Source organism: Aureimonas jatrophae, assembly GCF_900104035.1.
Taxonomy (GTDB): Bacteria; Pseudomonadota; Alphaproteobacteria; order Rhizobiales; family Rhizobiaceae; genus Aureimonas; species Aureimonas jatrophae.
This window is the reverse complement of the sequence record NZ_FNIT01000007.1, coordinates 1-18,065: the sequence shown is the minus strand read 5'-3', so window position 1 is coordinate 18,065 and position 18,065 is coordinate 1. Positions and strand designations below refer to the sequence as shown.

The window sequence follows — 18,065 nt, the reverse complement described above, 5'->3', positions numbered from 1 at the left end:
GCAGCCCCGTCGCAGCGTTCCCGCGGCGCGTTCGCGCCGGGGTCTTTTTTACGGGAACCGGCTAGATGCCCGCGCCGTCCCGCACGTCGCTCGGGTCGGGTCGGGGCACCTCGGTCTCGCGCGGAACCATGAGGCGGCGCAGCAGCGGGCGAAGCCCGAAGTCGAGCGCGCCGACCAGGATCGCCTGCCAGAGATGCAGGCCCATCACGAGCACCAGGAGACCAACCAGGATCGCCGACGCCGCCCGGAACAGCGTGACGCCGCGCGCCCTCGACGGGTCGGCGGCGAGCGCCGAGCCGAGCCACAGGCGCCGGAAGGTTTCCCACCGCGTGGCGGCCGGCAGCGTGTCCTCGACATGGGGCGGCGGCGCGAGGCGGGGGGCGGCGGTCGCCTCCTCGCCGCGGTCGGGCGTCGAGCGGACGACGCCGAGCGCGACCGTCTCGTTGGTCAGCTGGTCGACGAGGATAAAGGCGCCGAGCGCGCGGCTTTCCTCGTACGGCGCGGCGACGACGGGCCGGTCGAGCGCGATCGTGACGCGCCCGATCTCGTTCATCAGGAGCGCGTTGGCGCGGCGCGGCTCGTAGGAATGGATGTCGATCGCCTCGTCGAGCGAGCGCACGTTGGCGGGCGTCTGGGCGGAGGCGAGGCGCAGGATGAAGCGCCCGCCGGGGATCAGCGGCCGGTCCACCATCCAGAGCATCTCGGCCTGGAGGAGCCGGTGCGCGCGGATCGGATCGTCGGCATGAACGAGGACGTCGCCGCGCGAGGCGTCGATCTCGTCGTGCAGCGTCAGCGTGACGGCCTCGCCGACATGGGCCTCCGCCTTCGCGCCGTCCGGCCCCAGCACCTCGCGCACCGTGGAGCGGCGGCGGCTGGGCAGCGAGAGCACGGCGTCGCCGGGCTTCACGGCACCGCCCGCGACCTGGCCGCAGAAGCCGCGGAAGTCGAGGTTCGGCCGGTTCACCCACTGCACCGGCAGGCGGAAGCGCGCCGACGTGCCGCCGGTCTCGGGCGGTTGCGCCCGCTCTAGGGCTTCAAGCAGCGTCGGTCCCTCGTACCAAGGCGAGGCTGCTGAGCGCGAGGCGAGGTTGTCGCCGTTCTTGGCCGACAGCGGCACGTAGGTGACGCTGGTGAAGCCGAGCTGCGGGCGGATCGCCTCGTAGGCGGCGCGGATCTCGTCGAAGACCGTTTGGTCGAAGCCGACGAGGTCCATCTTGTTGACCGCCACGATCACCGACTTGATGCCGACCATCGAGGTGATGAAGGAGTGGCGCCGCGTCTGGGGCAGGATGCCCTTGCGGGCGTCCACGAGAATCACGGCGAGCTCGGCCTGGGAGGCGCCGGTCGCCATGTTGCGCGTGTACTGCTCGTGGCCCGGCGTGTCGGCGATGATGAACGCGCGGGATGCGGTGGAGAAGTAGCGATAGGCGACGTCGATCGTGATGCCCTGCTCGCGCTCGGCCGACAGGCCGTCGACGAGAAGCGCGAAGTCGAGGTCCTCGCCGGTCGTGCCGAACTTCTTCGAGTCGCGCTTGAGCGCGTCCATCTGGTCGTCGAAGACCGAGTCCGTGTCGAACAGGAGGCGACCGATCAGGGTCGACTTGCCGTCGTCCACCGAGCCGCAGGTGATGAAGCGCAGGAGAGACGCCTTGGCGCCCGCGCGGGCGAGCGCCGCCGCGCGCCCCTCGGGGTCGGCGAGCGCATCGGGCGCGGGACCGGCATAGCTATCCATCTCGGCGACGGCGGCGGTGTTGCTGGCCGCTTCCAGCACGGCGTCGCCTTCGGTCTTGTGCAGCGCGCTCGACATCAGAAGTAGCCTTCCTGCTTCTTTTCTTCCATCGAGGCGCCGCCGTCGCGATCGATCACCCGGCCCTCACGCTCCGACGAGCGGGACGCGCGCATCTCGGCGATGACCTCCTCCAGCGTCGAGGCCGTGGAGGGCACCGCGCCGGTCAGGGGATAGTCGCCGAGCGTGCGGAAGCGCACCGTCATCATCTCCTCGGTCTCGCCGGGCAGAAGCTTCATGCGATCGTCGTCGCGCATGATCAGCGTCCCGTCGCGCCGGAGGATGGGGCGCGGCTTGGCGAAGTAGAGCGGCACCACCTCGATCCCCTCGATCGCGATGTAGTCCCAGACGTCGCCTTCCGTCCAATTCGACAGCGGAAAGACGCGGAAGCTCTCGCCCTGGCGCTTGCGCGTGTTGAAGAGGTTCCAGGGCTCGGGGCGCTGGGACTTGGGGTCCCAGCGATGCTCGGCGGTGCGCAGCGAGAAGACGCGCTCCTTGGCCCTCGACTTCTCCTCGTCGCGGCGCGCGCCGCCGAAGGCCGCATCGAACTTGTACTTGTTGAGCGCCTGCTTCAGCGCCTCGGTCTTCATGATGTCGGTATGGGTGCGCGAGCCGGAGTCGAAGGGGTTCACGCCGGCGGCCAGACCCTCCTGGTTGGTATGGACGATGAGGTCCAAACCCTTCTCGCGCGCCGTGCGGTCGCGAAACTCGATCATCTCGCGGAACTTCCAGGTCGTGTCGACGTGGAGCACGGGGAAGGGGAGGCGCCCCGGCGCGAAGGCCTTCAGCGCCAGATGCAGCATGACCGCCGAGTCCTTGCCGATGGAATACATCATCACGGGGTTCTCGGCGGTGGCCGCCACCTCGCGGATGATGAAGATCGACTCGGCCTCCAGGCGCTGGAGATGGGTCATCGGGGTCATGGATCGGGAAACCTTGGAACTCGGGAGCGCCGGGGCGCCGAAGACGTCAGGACGGAATGGTCTCGAAGGCGCTGTCGCCGGGAGCCGGCTTGCCGTCGCGGGCGCGCACGGACCGGCCGCTCGCGTCCATGTGGAGGCCGCACTCGCGCAGCGTCTCCTCCTCCCACCACCAGCGGCCGGCACGCTCCACCTCGCCGGGGCGGATGGCGCGCGTGCAGGGAGCGCAGCCGATCGACAGGAAGCCCTTGTCGTGGAGCTCGTTCACCGGCACGCCGTTCTCGGCCGTGAAGACGCGGATCTCCTCGCGCGTCCAGTCGAAGAGCGGGTTGGCCTTGACCATCCCCCGCGCCTCGTCGAACTCCACGAAGTCGAGCTTCTCGCGGTTGGGTGACTGGTCGCGGCGCAGGCCCGTGACCCAGCCGCTGGCGCCCGCCAAGGCGCGTCCCAGCGGCTCCACCTTGCGCACGCCGCAGCAGGCTTTTCGCATCTCCGGCGCGAAGTAGAAGCCGTTGATGCCCTGGTCGTCGATCAGAGCCTCCAGCGCGTCCGCCTGCGGGTATTTCGCCTTGATGCGCCGGCCGTACTGCTCCTCGGTGCGTTGCCAGAGCGCGTAGGTCTCGGGAAAGAGGCGGCCCGTATCCAGCGTCACGACCTCGATGGGGAGCTTGGCGCGGAACACGAGATGCGTCAGCATCTGGTCCTCGATCCCGAGCGAGGTGGTGAACACGGTGCGGCCCGGTACGCGCTCGGCCAGAAGCCGAAGGCGCCCTTCCGGGTCGAGCGTGGCGAAGGCCGCGTCGAGCTCGAGGCTGAGGGCGCGCAACGCGTCCGTCCCCTCGATCGCCGCGGCAGCCGGCGCGCTCACGCCGCGCTCCCGCGCGCGGCCAGGCGCTTCTGGAGGATGCTTTCCCCCTCGCCGTAGCCGGTCTGGTAATGCTCGCGCACCGCATGGAGCGCGGCACCCCATTGCTCGGCCGGCTGGCGGGCGGCACTCGCCTCGGGCAGCGCCACCTCATCGAAGCCGCAGGCGAGGGCCTCGGCGAACTGGTCCGAGATCAGCGGGCCGCTCGCGCGCAAGGTGCCGGCAAAGCCCGCCCGGCGCAGGCGCTTGGCGAGCGACAGGCCGCGCCCGTCGGAAAAGCTCGGAAACACCACCGAGATGAGATCGATCTGCCCGAGATAGGCTTCCACCGCGGAAAGCGGCGTGTTGTTGCCGATCTCGAGCCCCAGGCGCTCGTTGCGCCGGTCGCTGAGCGCCTGGTCGATGGTCTCCAGGGTGACGATCACCGGGCCGCCGTTGAGCGAGAGCTCCGCGACGTCGGCGACGCGCGCGTACTCGTCGGCGACGGGCCCTTCCGGGCGCAGAAGGAGGGCGGCGCTCACGCCGGCTCTCCTACGCGCGCCACATAGGCCGTGAAGCCCTGCTTGAAGGGCTCGAGCCCGGCGCGCTTCACGGTGTCGATGAAGCGCTCGTCGCCCTGCCGCTCCGCCATGTAGACGTCCACCAGCGCCTCGATCGCGCCGGGCACCTGGTCACCGTCGATGCCGGGGCCGACGCGCTCGCCCAGGCTCGCGTCCTCGGACGCGTCGCCGCCCACCGTGATCTGGTAGTTCTCGCGGCCCGACTTCTCGAGGCCGAGAATGCCGATATGGCCGACATGGTGGTGGCCGCAGGCGTTGATGCAGCCCGAGATCTTGATCTGGATCTCGCCGAGCGCACGCGAGCGCGCCTCGTCGGCGAAGAGGTTGGAGATGTCCTGCGCGATGGGGATCGAGCGGGCGGTGGCGAGCGCGCAGTAGTCGAGGCCGGGGCAGGCGATGATGTCGGTGACAAGGCCCGCGTTGGCGGTGGCGAGCCCCGCCGCCTTCAGCGCGGCGAAGACCGCCGGCACGTCGTCCTGTCGCACGTGCGGCAGGACGAGGTTCTGGACGTGGGTGACGCGCAGCTCGTCGAACGAGTAGCGCTCCGCGATGTCGGCAAAGGCGCGCATCTGCGCGTCCGACATGTCGCCCGGCACGCCGCCGATGGGCTTCAGCGAGACGGTGAGCGTGATGTAGCCGGGCTGGCGGTGCGGGAAGCCGTTCTGGCTGACGAAGCGGTCGAGCTCGGGGTCGCCGGCACGGGCGGCCCGCAGCGTCTCGGACTCGGGCGGCAGCGTCTCGTAGGCGGGCGGGGCGAAGTAGCGCGCGATGCGCTCGATCTCGTCCTCGGGCGCGTTCACGGTCGGCCCGTCGAGAAGCGCGTACTCGGCCTCGACGCGCTCGCGGAACTCCTCGGTGCCGATCTCGTGGACGAGGATCTTCACGCGCGCCTTGTACTTGTTGTCGCGCCGCCCTTCCGCGTTGTAGACGCGCATCACGGCTTCCAGATAGGCGAGGAGCTCGCCCTTGGGCAGGAAGTCGCGGATCACCTTGCCCACGAAGGGCGTTCGGCCGAGCCCGCCGCCCACGATCACCTCGTAGCCGACCTCGCCCGTTTCGGGGTGCCGCAGGATGCGCAGGCCGATGTCGTGCACCTTCACGGCGGCCCGGTCATGCTCGGCGCCGGTGACGGCGATCTTGAACTTGCGCGGCAGCCACGAGAACTCGGGATGGAGGCTCGACCACTGGCGGATCAGCTCGCCGGTCGGGCGCGGATCCTCGACCTCGTCGGCGGCGACGCCCGCGAACTGGTCGGCGGTCACGTTGCGGATGCAGTTGCCGGAGGTCTGGATGCAGTGCATCTCGACATCGGCGAGCAGGTCCATGATCGCCGGCACGTCGCGCAGCTTCGGCCAGTTGAACTGGAGGTTCTGGCGCGTCGTGAAGTGACCGTAGCCCTTGTCGTATACTTCGGCGATATGGGCGAGCTGGCGCAGCTGCCTGGAGTTCAGCGTGCCGTAGGGCACGGCGATGCGCAGCATGTAGGCGTGGAGCTGAAGGTACAGCCCGTTCTTCAGGCGCAGCGGCTTGAACTCGTCGTCGGTCAGCGAGCCGTCGAGGCGGCGTTCCACCTGGCTCCGGAACTGGTTGACGCGGTCGCGCACGAAGCTCTCATCGAATTCATCGTAGCGGTACATGCGGGCGGGTCCTTGGCGATATCTCGAGGCGGCCGGGCAGGTGTCTAGGCGGGGAAGTCGGCCTGCTTGCCGAACTGCGTGAGCATGGTGGGGCCGCGCTGACGGATCGCCTCGCGGAAATGCTTGGCCCGAGGAAGGCCGTCGACCACGTCGACCTCGACGAGGTAGGCGTCGACCACGCGGTTCTCGGCAAAGGCGCGTCGTCCTTCCGCTTCCATCCAGCCGGCGGTCTCGGCGTCCCCGGCCACCAGCGCGTCCTTGGGGTCGAAGCTCCAGCCGTCGCGTGTCAGGAACACGACCTCGCCGTCCAGGAGATCGTTCGCGGTCATGATCACCGGGAGCTTGGGCCCCTTCGGCGTCTTGGCCGTCTTGGCGTTCGTCTTGACGTCGTCGACCATGCGGTTCTTCCCGTTTCGGACCATCGCGCCCGGCCCCTGACGCGCGCGTCCACAGGGTCCCGTAATCTAGGGTGCCGCCGCGACGCGCGCCCGGACGGGCGTACCAAAGCCGGCGCCGGAGAGAAACGAAATTTCCTCGAACGGTTCCAAGTCGAGGCCGCGCATGCTGCGGCGCGGGGAACAGCGCCCCCGCACGCCATCAATACAGAATAATAGTAGATTTAACAGGGACTTGCCGCCGGCTGCCCTGTTCGCCGCCTCAGATCGCCTCGCCCTGAAGGAGGCGCGGCACCGCGCCGCCGGTCAGACCCGAGGCCTGACGCACGAAGCCGTTCTTGGCGAACGGCAGCCGGTCCACCACCGACAGGCCGAAGGAGCGCACGGCCCGCAACGCGCCGTTGTCGTTCGAGAACAGGCGATTGAGGACGTCGGTGGTCAGCCCCATGCGCAGCGTGTCGAAGCGCCGCCAGCGCTGGTAGCGCTCCAGCGTGTCGAGCGCGCCGATGTCGCGCCCGAGCCTTGCTGCGTCCACCACGGTCTCGGCCAGCGCCGCCGCGTCCTTGAAGCCGAGGTTGAGGCCCTGGCCCGCGATCGGGTGAATGCCGTGCGCCGCGTCGCCGGCGAGCGCCAGGCGCGGACGCACGAAGTCGCGCGCGAGCGTCAGGCCGAGCGGAAAGGCGCGCGGACGGTCCTCCACGGTGATGGCGCCGAGCTTCAGGCCGAAGCGCCGCTCCAGTTCCAGCTCGAACACCATCTCGTCGGCACGCACGAGGCGGTCGGCCTCGGCCGCGCTCTCGGTCCAGACCAGCGAGGACCGGTTGTTCTTGAGCGGCAGGATGGCGAAGGGCCCGGCCGGCAGGAAGTGCTCCTCGGCGCGGCCGTTGTGCGGACGCTCGTGGCGCACCGTGCACACGATGCCCTTCTGCCCGTAGTCCTGATGCACGGTGCGGATGCCGGACAGCCGGCGGATCGTGGAATGAACACCGTCGGCGGCCACCAGAAGGCGCGTCTCGATCGAGGCTCCCTCGGCAAAGCGCACCGTGGTGAAGGCGGGACCCTCCTCGATGCCGTCCACCGCATGGCCGGCGCGGATCTCGAGGCCGAGCTCGGCCGCGCGCGCCCGCAGCGCCCCGTTCAGGGCCGTGTTGGGCACCATGTGCGCGAAGGGCTCGCCCGGGCCCGCTTCGCCGCCGAAGGTGAGAAGCGTCGGGCGCACGACGTCGCCGGCGCGCGAGTCCGTGACGATCATGTCGCGGATCGGTTCGGCCTCGCCCTGGATCGCGTGCCAGACGCCGAGCCGCTCCAGCATGCGCACCGCGGCGGCGGCCACGGCCGAGGCGCGGCCGTCGCGCCGCCAGACCTCGGCCGGCGCGGCGTCCACCACGAGAACGCGAAGCGCGGGCGCCGACGCCTTGATCGACACGGCGACCGACAGGCCGACATAGCCGGCCCCCGCCACCACGACGTCGAAGCGCTCCAGGTTCCGGCTCGTATCCTCGGCCATCGCGGCTCCTTTGAGCTTCTGCCGTTACCACACGGTGCGGACGGCGTTGGGGAACCTCAGATAGGCGCCGGGGTGAGATGCAGCAACCGCGCCTCGTCACCCCGGCGCTATCAGTGCCAAACAGCACATCGGCCAGCGCGCACAGGGTGCTAGAGCCTGTTCCAGGACGAGCGGTTCCCATGTTGCGTCCGAGCTGTGCCGAAACGCTAAGAGTCGGCGTGCCGACAAGAGGACGAGAGACGATGAGAGATGTTTATCACGCCCTAGAGCGCTTGCGCGACATGAGCGGCCTCTCGAAGTTGGAATTCAGTCGCAATGGCCATGTCGAGCTGGTCTTCGACCGGTCGATCTCGGTTTATGTCGTGAAGATTGATGAGACGGTGCTCGAATTCGTGTCTTATCTCGACCTTGCCTCTTTCGACGCCGGTGACACGAGCCTTAAGGCGCTGTTGAGGGCCAATCACTTCGGTGACGGAACAGGGCCGGCACGCCTTGCGCTCGATCCGGCCGATGACCAGCCGCTGCTGTGCCTGCGCGTTGATGTCCAGCTTTACGACGACAAGGCGTTTGAAGCCATGCTTCTCGATTTTATCAAGCACGTCTCGTTCTGGAAGAGCGAGGAGGCTGATGCCCTCCTCGGTTCGTCGGTCTCCGATGCCGAAGGCGCGGATCCAAGCGCCTTCCCTTACCTACTTCGCGTCTGATCCCCAGCATTCCGTTCGAGAAAGGGTCGAGCACATGAGCAAGATTTCAAATCAGGGCGGAAACGTCGGCCAGATCGACTCAATGCGTGGCGCCCAAGGCGTCGAGCGCGCCAACGTCGGCTCCGTCAACGGCATGCGAGTGGAGGTGGGCGAGGGGACCCGTCAGCCTTCGCGCGCCGGCGAAACGCTGAACGCCGTCAAGAACTTCTTTAAGGATCTGCGCAGCGGCTTCCACGATGCCTTCGCGACGCTGAAGGATAAGGTCAGGACGGCCTATCAGGACTTCCAGGGCTGGCGCGCCGCCGGTGGGGGCGGAGCCGGCGCGGCTCAGCAGGCCCAGGCTCCGGCGAACGTGCAGGCTGTGCAGGCGCCACTCGTCCAGACCTTCGACGAGAAGCGCGCCGCGCTTTTGGAAGGCCTGCCCTCCGGCGTCGCGATCGATAACCAAGGCGTGATTTCCGGCAGCCACGTCGTCCAGGCCTTTCCGAACGACCCTTTGCTCGGCTCGCAGGCCGGCCAATCCCTGGACGATACCCTCGAGGAGACAGGGAACTCCCAGCTCAATCCGGTCAACAAGCAAGGCCAGCCGGTGTCATTGGCGACGATCGCGGGCATCCCGGTTTCGTCGCAGTCGGTGAAGGATTTTTACCGGCTCGATCTGACGCTCGGCACGGGCAACGGCGCCTACAAGTCGGCAAGCGACCCGACCACGAACAACGACCGCAACGAGAGCGTGGTGCGGAACCTCAAGAACTTTACCGGAAGCGACGAGGCGGTGACCGTCCTGTCCAGCGTCGTGAACCAGCAGTTCTCGCGCCTCTTCACCGACAGCTGGTCGAAGAGCGACGGCTCGCGTTCGGTCTGTCAGGTCGAGCAAGGCAAGCTCGGCCCCGTGAACTACCGGGCGCCGGACGGCTCGGAGTCCATGGTCCAGCCGGGCGGGATCGGCACCGCGCCGGTCCACATCACGCAGACCCAGAACGGCGACTTCAAGGTCGAGATCAGTTGGGACATGTACTATAGCGGTCTGGGCCGCGGCCACGGCAAGACCGATTTTCCGGGCATGGACGGCAGCGTGATGAAGGCGAGTGGCCACATCGAGTTCGTGGTGGACGGCGCGGCCGCGCGCGCCGGCCAGTTGGACGTCACGGTGACGCAGCCCGCGACGATCACCTTCGAGGGCAAGATGGCCGCCTGACGGCAGGCCGACTTTTCTCGACGATGCGTCAGCCGATCAGGGCGAGGCCTACGCCGAGGCCGCTGTTGACGTGCGCGGCCCTGTCCTGCTCAAAGCCCGTGCTGCCGCTTACGTAAGTGGCAGCATGGGGGAGGGTCAGGCTGCACAAATATGACGGTTCGAACGCCTCTCCTCGATACCCTCGACCTCGAACGGCTCGACGACGATCTGTTTCGCGGCACGAGCCCGGACGTCGGCTGGCAACGCATCTTCGGCGGCCAGGTGATCGCGCAGTCGCTCGTCGCCGCCCAGCGCACCGTGCCGCCCGAGCGCCCGGTCCACTCGCTGCACGGCTACTTCGTGCGGCCGGGCGATCCGAGCATCCCCGTGATCTACAGGGTCGGCCGCGTGCGCGACGGCGGCTCGTTCACCACGCGCACCGTGTCCGGGATTCAGCACGGTGCGGCGATCTTCACGCTGATGGCCTCGTTTCAGCGCCACGAGAACGGGCTCGACCACCAGATCCGGATGCCCGACGTGCCGGGCCCGGACGACCTGCCGACGGGCGAGGCGCTCGGCCGCGAGATCCTGGCCCGCGCGCCGGACGCGATCCGCCGCTACTGGGATCGGCCCCGGCCCGTGGAGTTCCGGCCCGTTTCGACGGACCACTACTTCACCGACGCCAAGCTGCCGCCCGAGCAGCGCATCTGGGTGCGCGTCGTGGAGGACATCGGCGACGACCCGGCGCTCAACGCCGCGGCGCTCGCCTACCTGTCCGACATGACGCTGCTCGACACCTCGCTCTTCGCCCACGGCCTGTCGGTGTTCGATGCGCGCATCCAGGCCGCCAGCCTCGACCACGCCATGTGGTTTCATCGTCCCTTGCGCGTGTCGGACTGGCTCCTCTACGCGCAGGACAGCCCGAGCTCGTCGGGCGCGCGCGGCCTGACTCGCGGTTCGTTGTTCGACCGGGACGGGCATCTCGTGGCCTCGGTAGCGCAGGAGGGGCTGATCCGTCCCAAACGCAGGGATCGCGAGGCCTAAGCGCCCTCTTCTTGGTCAACTGCCCGCAAAAGCATCACCAAGGTCGCGCGCTGGGCAAGGGCGCTGCCTCGCCGGGTGGCAGACTCAGCACGCGTTCAGCCTGAATTGCGGCCGAAACCGGGCCTCTGCGCAGTTGGCACGCATCTTGGATAGCTCTTCGGCGATCCCGTCCCGTTCCGGGGCTCGGGAGCCGCCATTTCGCGGACCGCCGCCTCTCCCAGGGCGCGGGCCGCATCCCCGAAGGGTTCGAGGTGCAAATGAAAATCGTGATGGCGATCATCAAGCCATTCAAGCTCGACGAGGTGCGCGAGGCGCTGACCTCGGTCGGGATCCAGGGTCTGACCGTCACCGAGGTGAAGGGCTACGGACGCCAGAAGGGACACACCGAAATCTATCGCGGCACCGAATACGCCGTCAGCTTCCTGCCCAAGCTCAAGATCGAGGTCGCCGTGCCCGCCGACATGGTGGACCGCACGGTGGATGTGATCGCCGCGGCCGCCAAGACCGGCCAGATCGGCGACGGCAAGATCTTCGTGTTCGGCATCGAGCAGGCCGTGCGCATCCGCACCGGCGAGACCGACACGAACGCGCTCTGAGGGGACCCGTGATGCGACTTCTGAAGACCCTTTCCGCCGCGGCCCTCCTGAGCCCGCTCGCAACGCTCGCCGCCTTCGCGCAGGACGCCGCCACGACGGGCATCGCGCCGGCGCCCGAGACCGTGTCGCCGGACGCGGCCGCCGCCGTGGTCGACACGATGAACAAGGGCGACGTCGCCTGGATGCTCGTCTCGACCGTGCTCGTCCTGTTCATGATCCTGCCAGGCCTCGGCCTGTTCTACGGCGGCCTCGTGCGCGCCAAGAACATGCTCTCGGTGCTCATGCAGTGCGTCACGATCACCGCCGTGGTGGTCGTCATCTACGTTCTCTACGGCTACTCCTTCGCCTTCGGCGGCTCGACCAGCCCCTACTGGGGCGGCACCGGCAAGCTGTTCCTGGCCGGCATCACCAAGGACACGATGGCCGCGACCTTCACCAAGGGCGTCGTGATCCCGGAATACGTGTTCATCGCCTTCCAGATGACCTTCGCCTGCATCACGCCGGCCCTGATCGTCGGCGCCTTCGCCGAGCGCATCAAGTTCTCGGCTGTGGTGCTGTTCACGATCCTCTGGGTCACGATCGTCTACTTCCCGATCGCCCACATGGTGTGGGACGCCAACGGCCTGATCTTCCTCGGCCAGCACGCGGGCGGCGTCGCCGCGCTCGACTTTGCGGGCGGCACGGTGGTCCACATCAATGCCGGCATCGCGGCGCTGGTCGGCTCGTTCCTGGTCGGCAAGCGCGCAGGGCTCGGCCGCGACAACATGGCCCCGCACTCGATGACGCTGACCATGGTCGGCGCCTCGATCCTGTGGGTGGGCTGGTTCGGCTTCAACGCCGGCTCCAACCTCGAGGCCAACGGCGGCGCGGCGCTCGCCATGATCAACACCTTCACGGCCACGGCGGGCGCAGCGATCGCCTGGGTGATCATCGAGGCGATGGCGCGCGGCAAGGCCTCTATGCTGGGCGCGGTGTCGGGTATCATCGCGGGCCTCGTGGCGGTCACGCCAGCGGCCGGCGCGGTGGGTCCGGTCGGCGCCATCGCGCTCGGCGCGATCGCCTCGGCGCTCTGCTACGTCTTCGTGGCGGTGATCAAGCCCAAGGCCGGCTACGACGACTCGCTCGACGTGTTCGGCATCCACGGCGTCGGCGGCATCGTGGGCGCCATCGGCACCGGCATCTTCGCCTCCACCTCGCTCGGCGGCGGCGGCTACCTCGAGGGCGTCACCATGGGCTCCCAGGTCTATTCCCAGGTCGTCGCGGTGCTGATCACCGTGGTCTACAGCGGCGTCGTCTCGGCGATCCTCTACAAGATCGTCGACGTCGTGGTGGGCCTGCGCCCGACCATGGAGGCCGAGCGCGAAGGCCTCGACCTCACGAGCCACGGCGAGGTCGCCTACCACTCCTGATCCTCACCCGCCGGGACGTCAGGTCCCGGCGCATCGGAACACGACCCGAAGGGCTGGCGGAGCGATCCGCCGGCCCTTCGGCGTCTCACGCCGCCCGTGCGTCGACGTCGGCGTAGCGCTCCGGCGAGCGGTCGAAGACGCGCGCCACATAGGAGCAGGCCGGAACGACGCGCAGCGTCCGCTCGCGCGCATGGGCCACCGCCCGCTCCAGCAGCGCCTCGGCGATGCCTCGGCCGCGCAGGTGGCGCGGCACGAACGTGTGGTCGAACACCACGGTGTCGGCGCGCGCCGACGGCCCGTAGGTGAGCTCCGCCCGATCCGCGCCCTCGCCCATCACGAAGGCCCCGCCCGCGCCCCGCGTCTCGTGCTGGATGTCCATGGCTTCCGGCTCCCTGTCACTGGTGGGGAGGGGACGCTCGAGGGCGTATCGCGGTTCCCGGAACCGTCCCGGCGCCCCGACCTCGCCGTCTCGGTTAAAGGGGCCTTAACCGCCTTTGTTTACCTTGGAAGGCGACGACGGCGCACCCCCGCGCGAGGGGGCGCACCGCAAAGGCAGACAGGCGGCCGGGCCCCGCGCGCCCGAACCGCGAAGGCAGGATTCCGGGAACATGACCATGGCGGCAGCGGAGATCGGGGAAGCCACCGGCCACTTGCAGCGACCGGCCCGAGTGGCGGGCGGCGTGGCGCTTCTGGCGCTCGCGGGCTGGATGGCGGTGAGTCTGGCGAGCTGGAACGTCGACGACCCCTCCTTGAGCTATGCCAACGGCAATGCGGTGCGGAACTGGGCCGGCGGCTCGGGCGCAGTGGCCGCCGACCTCGCCATGCAGGTCTTCGGCCTCGCCAGCATCCTTCTGCCGGTGCTGCTCGTGGTGCGCTCGGCCCTGATGCTGGCGGGCCGTCGCGCCGGCCGCGCGGGCGCGCGCGCCTGGTGGGCGCTGGCCGGCGTCGCGCTGGCGAGCGCGGCGCTCGGCTCGATCGAGCAGCCCGCCGGCTGGCCGCTGCCGACCGGGCTCGGCGGCGTCGTGGGCGACCTCGTGCTGCGTGTTCCCGCGCTTCTGACGGGCGGCTATCCTAGCGGGGCCGGAAGCTGGCTCTTCGCGCTTCTGTTCGCGCTGCCCGCGCTCTGGTGCCTGGCGGACGGGGCAGGGCTGGTCGGGTCGGGGCGCGGCAAGGCTGCCGCGCAGACCGCGCGTCCGGCCGCGAACGCGGGCGCCCGCCTGGAGGACGACGACGAGGACGAGGGGCGCGCCGCGCTTCTCAAGGGTCTGGCCGCGCACTGGATGGTCTCGGCGCGCTCGGCGCTGGGACGCGGCATCGGCGCGCTGCGCCGGCGCGAGGACGACCCGTTCGGTCATCGCCAGTGGGATGCCGACCTGCCGCTCATGCCACCGGCCCCGGCGCCGCGCCTGCGCGAGCCGAGCGCGGCGCCCGCCCGCGCGGCCCGCGTCGTGGTGCCCGAGCCGAGCTACGCCTTCGAGGAGCCCGAGGACGAGTATGTCGATGAGGACGGCGTCGTTCACGACGCCGCGCCAGCCGCCTTCGCGCCGCCGCCCGTTGCGCGCCAGCCTGCGCCCGTCCGCCAGCCCGTGGCGCCGCCGCCCGTGCCGGCCGAGACGGACGTCTTTGCCGCGCCGCGCCGCACCGTGGATACGAGCCGCGCGACCGTGCGCCACGGCCGCTCCGACTGGAACGGCACCTACAAGCTGAACCCGCGCCCGGCGGCCGCGGCATCCGGTCACGACGAGGCGGAGGACATCGAGGCGCTGCGCGCCGACGAGCGTCCCGAGACGCACGATCGCTTCGCGGACGATCGGGACGGCTATGCCTACGACGAAGGCTACGAGGACGAGGCGGCGGAGCTTGCCGAGGACCGGGCCGACGAGCGTCGCTACGAGATCGAGGACGAAGAGGACGACGACGACCGCCGCTTCGGCGACGAGGAGGCGTTCCTGTCGCTGGAGGAGCGCATCGCGATCGAGGAGGCGGAAGCCGGCCTGCGGCTCGACGCCGACGAGCGCCGCGCACCCGTTGCCGAGGAGGCCGAGGAGGCCGGCGGCTGGCGCGGCTTCATCGCCAACAACATCGTCGCGTTTCCGGGTCTGAAGCGGGCCGCCCCGAAGGCCGAGCCCGCCGCAGCGCCCGCGCTGACGCGGCCGCCGGTCTCGCCGGTGCCCGCGCGCGCGCCGGGCGTGCCCGTCCAGCGTCCCGCCGCGCCCCCGCTCGATCGGGCGCCCGCGCGCGTCGTCGCCGGCTCGATGCCGGTGTCGGAGACGACCTCGGCGCAGTCCTCCCGCGCGCGCCTGGCCGAGCTCGGCTCGGGCGGCGCGAACCCGGAGTTCATCCTGCCGCCGATCGAGCTCCTGTCGCCGCCCAAGCCCCGCACGCGCGACAACTCGCTGACGCCCGAGATCCTGCAGGACAACGCGCGCCTTCTGGAAGGCGTCCTCGACGACTTCGGCGTGAAAGGCGAGATCATCGAGGTGCGCCCCGGTCCGGTCGTCACCCTCTACGAGCTGGAGCCCGCGCCCGGCATCAAGTCGAGCCGCGTGATCGGCCTGGCCGACGACATCGCCCGCTCGATGTCGGCGATCGCGGCGCGCGTCGCCGTCATTCCCGGCAAGAACGCGATCGGCATCGAGCTGCCCAACCAGCGGCGCGAGACGGTGTACTTCCGCGAGATGATCGGCGCCGAGAGCTTCTCGGCCAACAAGGGCAAGCTTCCCCTGGCGCTCGGCAAGACGATCGGCGGCGAGGCGGTGATCGCGGACCTTGCCAAGATGCCCCACTTGCTTGTGGCCGGCACCACGGGCTCGGGCAAGTCGGTGTCGATCAACACCATGATCCTGAGCCTCCTCTACCGGATGAGCCCGGCCGAGTGCCGCATGATCATGATCGACCCGAAGATGCTGGAGCTGTCGATCTACGACGGCATCCCGCACCTTCTGGCCCCGGTCGTCACCGACCCGAAGAAGGCGGTGGTGGCGCTGAAGTGGACCGTCAAGGAGATGGAGGACCGCTACCGCAAGATGTCGAAGGTGGGCGTTCGCAACATCGACGGCTTCAACACGCGCGTGGCCTCCGCCATCGAGCGCGGCGAAACCATCTCGCGCACCGTGCAGACGGGCTTCGACCGCGAAACGGGTGAGCCGATCTTCGAGTCGGAGGAGTTCGACCTCCAGCCGCTGCCCTACATCGTGGTCATCATCGACGAGATGGCCGACCTGATGATGGTGGCCGGCAAGGACATCGAGGGCACGGTGCAGCGCCTGGCCCAGATGGCGCGCGCCGCCGGCATCCACGTCATCATGGCGACGCAGCGCCCCTCGGTCGACGTCATCACCGGCACGATCAAGGCGAACTTCCCGACCCGCATCTCCTTCCAGGTGACGAGCAAGATCGACAGCCGCACCATCCTGCAGGAGCAGGGCGCCGAGCAGCTGCTGGGCATGGGCGACATGCTGTTCATGGCGGGCGGCGGGCGCATCCAGCGCGTCCACGGGCCCTTCGTGGACGACGCCGAGGTCGAGCAGGTCGTGCGCCACCTGAAGAGCCAGGGCGTGCCGGACTATCTCGACGCGGTGCTGATCGACGAGGACGAGGAGGGCGCGGCGCCCGCCGCCGGCGGCGGCTCGGGCGGGGGAGCGGCCGGCGGCGACGAGGCGGCCGACCTCTACGACCAGGCGGTGGCCGTGGTGCTGCGCGACGGCAAGGCCTCCACCTCCTATGTGCAGCGCCGGCTCCAGATCGGCTACAACCGGGCGGCCTCGATCATCGAGCGCATGGAGCGCGAGGGCATCGTCGGCCCCGCCAACCACGCCGGCAAGCGCGAGATCCTCGTGCCCACCGACAACGCCTGAGAGAGGGCGTCGATCTGCGGGCCTGGCCCGAGGGACGGGGCCCGGTGTCCCGCCCCGTCGGCGGTGGCGATCCGGATGATCCGGTTCGGCGGATGAGGCCGCGGCCACGCGGCTGGCCTCGTCGACCGGACGATCCGGCCCCCGGACGACCCGGCCAGGCCGCTTGCATCGTCCCCGCGGCGATCCCGCAATGGCGACCTCGTGTCTCGTCTGGACGCCGTGGGGGGGCGAGGTCCATCCTGCGCGTTCGAGCGGGGGGACGCTCCGAATGGCGGACCGCGGTGGAGGGCTTGCGTGCAGACGGATCCTGGTCCCGCCTACCGCTACACCGCGATGGTCGTCGCGCATCACGGAAGCTCTCATGGGGTCGAAACGGCCTTTGCGATCGAGAGCCGGGGTCTTTCGGTGATGCAAGGGCGGTCCGTCAGGCTGATTCCATGGAACCGTCTTCGGTTCCTGCAACTCCACGTCACGAGCGGGGTCGGCACCACCGGCTTTCCCGTCTACAGCGCGCGTATCCGAACGCGCTTCGTGTCGCGGGAGATATCCTCGCTGGATTGGCAGGGGGAGAAAGGCGTCGATCGCTCCGCCGACTACGTTCGCTTCATGGAAGCTCTGATCCCATTCGCCGCCGAGCGGAACCCGCATCTGCGCTTGCGACGCGGCGGCGATCCCCTGCTGGAGGCGTCGATCCCGATGGTGCTGAGCCTTCTTGTCCTGCCGCTTCTCTTCATCCCGCTTTTCGCCCTCAAGGTGCCGCTCGGCTTTCTCGCCGTCCTGGGGAAGAAGTCCGGCGCGAAGATCGCGCCGTGGTTGCTCAGCCTGGGGTTCGGCGCGGCGCTGAACGCCTTTCCCTGGTCCAGCGGAACGCGGTTCGAGGCCAATGATGTCCCGGTCGCCGAACTCCCGCCCCGCTATCGCGACGGCGGTGTCGGGACGACGGATGGCCCTGCTCGACCGGCCGGGATCGGATGGAGCGACCCTTCGCGAGGCCCGCCGGGCCAGGGGTGAGACACACGGCGGTCCTGATCGGCATCCGTGGTCGCCGTTCGATTCCGGCCCGCAAGGGCACCGGTTTGCGAACTGCGAGCGATCGCTGGTCGCGCCAGGGCCATACCCGTTGGAGCTGACCGACCTTCAGAGCCAGGCCGCTCGCGGGAAGCCGCCGGCCCGCGTCCAGACCGCCTTCGACCGCCGCGAAACAAACCGGGCGGTTGCTGCCTGCAACCCGCCCGGCTCGAGCGGTTCGCAAAAGGGGTCGCCGGCGACCCGGCTTGTGCGGAGACCGCCCGTCGAAGGGGTCGAGCCTCATCCCGTCCGGCGGGTTGCGCCGCCAGGCTGGCTGGCGTTGGTCTCGGAGACGGACCCGACGGATTGCGGCGTGCGTCTTGAAGGCTGGATGCCCTCTACAAACTCGGCGGCGCGGGCTCGAAGCGCCCGGACGTCGAGCGGGCGGGCGCGCTCCACCGGCGCATCGCCCCCGGTCCCGGATGCGCCCGCGTCCCGGGCCTCGAGTTGAAAGAAGGCGGTTCGCTGGTTGAGGCTGCTGGCCTCGCCCGACAGGGCTTCGGCGGTGGCGGTCATCTCGGTGGCGGCGCCGGCGTTGGC

The 18,065-nt window shown here is 69.6% G+C and carries 14 protein-coding genes and 2 pseudogenes; 7 read left to right on the top strand and 9 right to left on the bottom strand.

What is annotated here, in order from left to right:
• Positions 1-61: 61 nt before the first annotated feature.
• The 7 genes and pseudogenes from cysN to BLQ76_RS15075 all read right to left on the bottom strand — a co-directional run bounded on the left by cysN (position 62) and on the right by BLQ76_RS15075 (position 7,670).
• The gene (gene cysN, locus BLQ76_RS15105; RefSeq protein WP_090674906.1) at positions 62-1,807 is read right to left on the bottom strand and encodes a sulfate adenylyltransferase subunit CysN; all 1,746 of its coding nucleotides are present in this window, start codon (positions 1,805-1,807) and stop codon (positions 62-64) included.
• Positions 1,807-2,745: pseudogene (cysD, locus tag BLQ76_RS15100) on the bottom strand (sulfate adenylyltransferase subunit CysD); the annotation flags it as partial. The gene cysN and the pseudogene cysD, both read right to left, overlap by 1 nt.
• 10 nt (positions 2,746-2,755) lie before the next feature.
• Positions 2,756-3,550, bottom strand: coding sequence for a phosphoadenylyl-sulfate reductase (locus tag BLQ76_RS15095; protein ID WP_425285173.1), 795 nt, complete (start codon positions 3,548-3,550; stop codon positions 2,756-2,758).
• Between the two features lie 20 nt (positions 3,551-3,570).
• Positions 3,571-4,092, bottom strand: a complete 522-nt coding sequence (locus tag BLQ76_RS15090; protein WP_244519659.1) for a DUF934 domain-containing protein — start codon at positions 4,090-4,092, stop codon at positions 3,571-3,573.
• Positions 4,089-5,768 carry a nitrite/sulfite reductase gene (locus BLQ76_RS15085; protein ID WP_090674900.1) on the bottom strand — a complete coding sequence of 560 codons (1,680 nt, stop codon included), beginning with the start codon at positions 5,766-5,768 and terminating at the stop codon, positions 4,089-4,091. The genes BLQ76_RS15090 and BLQ76_RS15085 overlap by 4 nt, the downstream gene beginning before the upstream one ends.
• Before the next feature lie 44 nt (positions 5,769-5,812).
• The gene (locus BLQ76_RS15080) at positions 5,813-6,166 is read right to left on the bottom strand and encodes a DUF2849 domain-containing protein (protein WP_090674898.1); all 354 of its coding nucleotides are present in this window, start codon (positions 6,164-6,166) and stop codon (positions 5,813-5,815) included.
• Positions 6,167-6,425: 259 nt separating this feature from the next.
• Positions 6,426-7,670, bottom strand: a complete 1,245-nt coding sequence (locus BLQ76_RS15075; protein ID WP_090674895.1) for a ubiquinone biosynthesis hydroxylase — start codon at positions 7,668-7,670, stop codon at positions 6,426-6,428.
• Positions 7,671-7,912: 242 nt separating this feature from the next.
• Here BLQ76_RS15075 and BLQ76_RS15070 point away from each other — a divergent pair, with 242 nt between their 5' ends.
• From BLQ76_RS15070 to BLQ76_RS15050, 5 genes are all read left to right on the top strand, one after another.
• A complete protein-coding gene (locus BLQ76_RS15070; protein ID WP_170842610.1) occupies positions 7,913-8,374 on the top strand; it encodes a type III secretion system chaperone in 462 nt (153 codons plus the stop codon).
• A gap of 34 nt (positions 8,375-8,408) precedes the next feature.
• Positions 8,409-9,572 carry a hypothetical protein gene (locus BLQ76_RS15065; protein WP_090674889.1) on the top strand — a complete coding sequence of 388 codons (1,164 nt, stop codon included), beginning with the start codon at positions 8,409-8,411 and terminating at the stop codon, positions 9,570-9,572.
• Positions 9,573-9,722: 150 nt separating this feature from the next.
• Positions 9,723-10,595, top strand: coding sequence for an acyl-CoA thioesterase II (gene tesB, locus BLQ76_RS15060; protein WP_090674886.1), 873 nt, complete (start codon positions 9,723-9,725; stop codon positions 10,593-10,595).
• 257 nt (positions 10,596-10,852) lie between these two features.
• Entirely contained in the window at positions 10,853-11,191 is a 339-nt protein-coding gene (locus BLQ76_RS15055) for a P-II family nitrogen regulator (RefSeq protein WP_090674884.1), read from the top strand.
• An 11-nt stretch (positions 11,192-11,202) separates the two neighbouring features.
• Complete coding sequence (locus BLQ76_RS15050; RefSeq protein ID WP_090674882.1) at positions 11,203-12,600, top strand: ammonium transporter; 1,398 nt, start codon at positions 11,203-11,205, stop codon at positions 12,598-12,600.
• A gap of 85 nt (positions 12,601-12,685) precedes the next feature.
• Here BLQ76_RS15050 and BLQ76_RS15045 read toward each other — a convergent pair whose 3' ends face one another.
• Entirely contained in the window at positions 12,686-12,979 is a 294-nt protein-coding gene (locus BLQ76_RS15045) for a GNAT family N-acetyltransferase (RefSeq protein WP_090674880.1), read from the bottom strand.
• Between the two features lie 235 nt (positions 12,980-13,214).
• Here BLQ76_RS15045 and BLQ76_RS15040 point away from each other — a divergent pair, with 235 nt between their 5' ends.
• Both BLQ76_RS15040 and BLQ76_RS15035 read left to right on the top strand, forming a co-directional pair.
• Positions 13,215-16,457 carry a DNA translocase FtsK gene (locus tag BLQ76_RS15040; RefSeq protein WP_425285172.1) on the top strand — a complete coding sequence of 1,081 codons (3,243 nt, stop codon included), beginning with the start codon at positions 13,215-13,217 and terminating at the stop codon, positions 16,455-16,457.
• 294 nt (positions 16,458-16,751) lie between these two features.
• The gene (locus BLQ76_RS15035; protein ID WP_183193163.1) at positions 16,752-17,468 is read left to right on the top strand and encodes a hypothetical protein; all 717 of its coding nucleotides are present in this window, start codon (positions 16,752-16,754) and stop codon (positions 17,466-17,468) included.
• Between the two features lie 297 nt (positions 17,469-17,765).
• Here BLQ76_RS15035 and BLQ76_RS22145 read toward each other — a convergent pair.
• A pseudogene (locus BLQ76_RS22145) lies at positions 17,766-18,065 on the bottom strand (hypothetical protein); the annotation flags it as partial.

Excerpts from the sequence above, each read along its gene's own strand:
- cysN (WP_090674906.1), bottom strand. The coding sequence starts at position 1,807 with ATGTCGAGCGCGCTGCACAAGACCGAAGGCGACGCCGTGCTGGAAGCG.
- BLQ76_RS15045 (WP_090674880.1), bottom strand. The coding sequence starts at position 12,979 with ATGGACATCCAGCACGAGACGCGGGGCGCGGGCGGGGCCTTCGTGATG.
- BLQ76_RS15050 (WP_090674882.1), top strand. The coding sequence starts at position 11,203 with ATGCGACTTCTGAAGACCCTTTCCGCCGCGGCCCTCCTGAGCCCGCTC.
- BLQ76_RS15080 (WP_090674898.1), bottom strand. The coding sequence starts at position 6,166 with ATGGTCGACGACGTCAAGACGAACGCCAAGACGGCCAAGACGCCGAAG.
- BLQ76_RS15040 (WP_425285172.1), top strand. The coding sequence starts at position 13,215 with ATGGCGGCAGCGGAGATCGGGGAAGCCACCGGCCACTTGCAGCGACCG.
- tesB (WP_090674886.1), top strand. The coding sequence starts at position 9,723 with ATGACGGTTCGAACGCCTCTCCTCGATACCCTCGACCTCGAACGGCTC.
- BLQ76_RS15085 (WP_090674900.1), bottom strand. The coding sequence starts at position 5,768 with ATGTACCGCTACGATGAATTCGATGAGAGCTTCGTGCGCGACCGCGTC.
- BLQ76_RS15070 (WP_170842610.1), top strand. The coding sequence starts at position 7,913 with ATGAGAGATGTTTATCACGCCCTAGAGCGCTTGCGCGACATGAGCGGC.
- BLQ76_RS15065 (WP_090674889.1), top strand. The coding sequence starts at position 8,409 with ATGAGCAAGATTTCAAATCAGGGCGGAAACGTCGGCCAGATCGACTCA.
- BLQ76_RS15055 (WP_090674884.1), top strand. The coding sequence starts at position 10,853 with ATGAAAATCGTGATGGCGATCATCAAGCCATTCAAGCTCGACGAGGTG.
- BLQ76_RS15075 (WP_090674895.1), bottom strand. The coding sequence starts at position 7,670 with ATGGCCGAGGATACGAGCCGGAACCTGGAGCGCTTCGACGTCGTGGTG.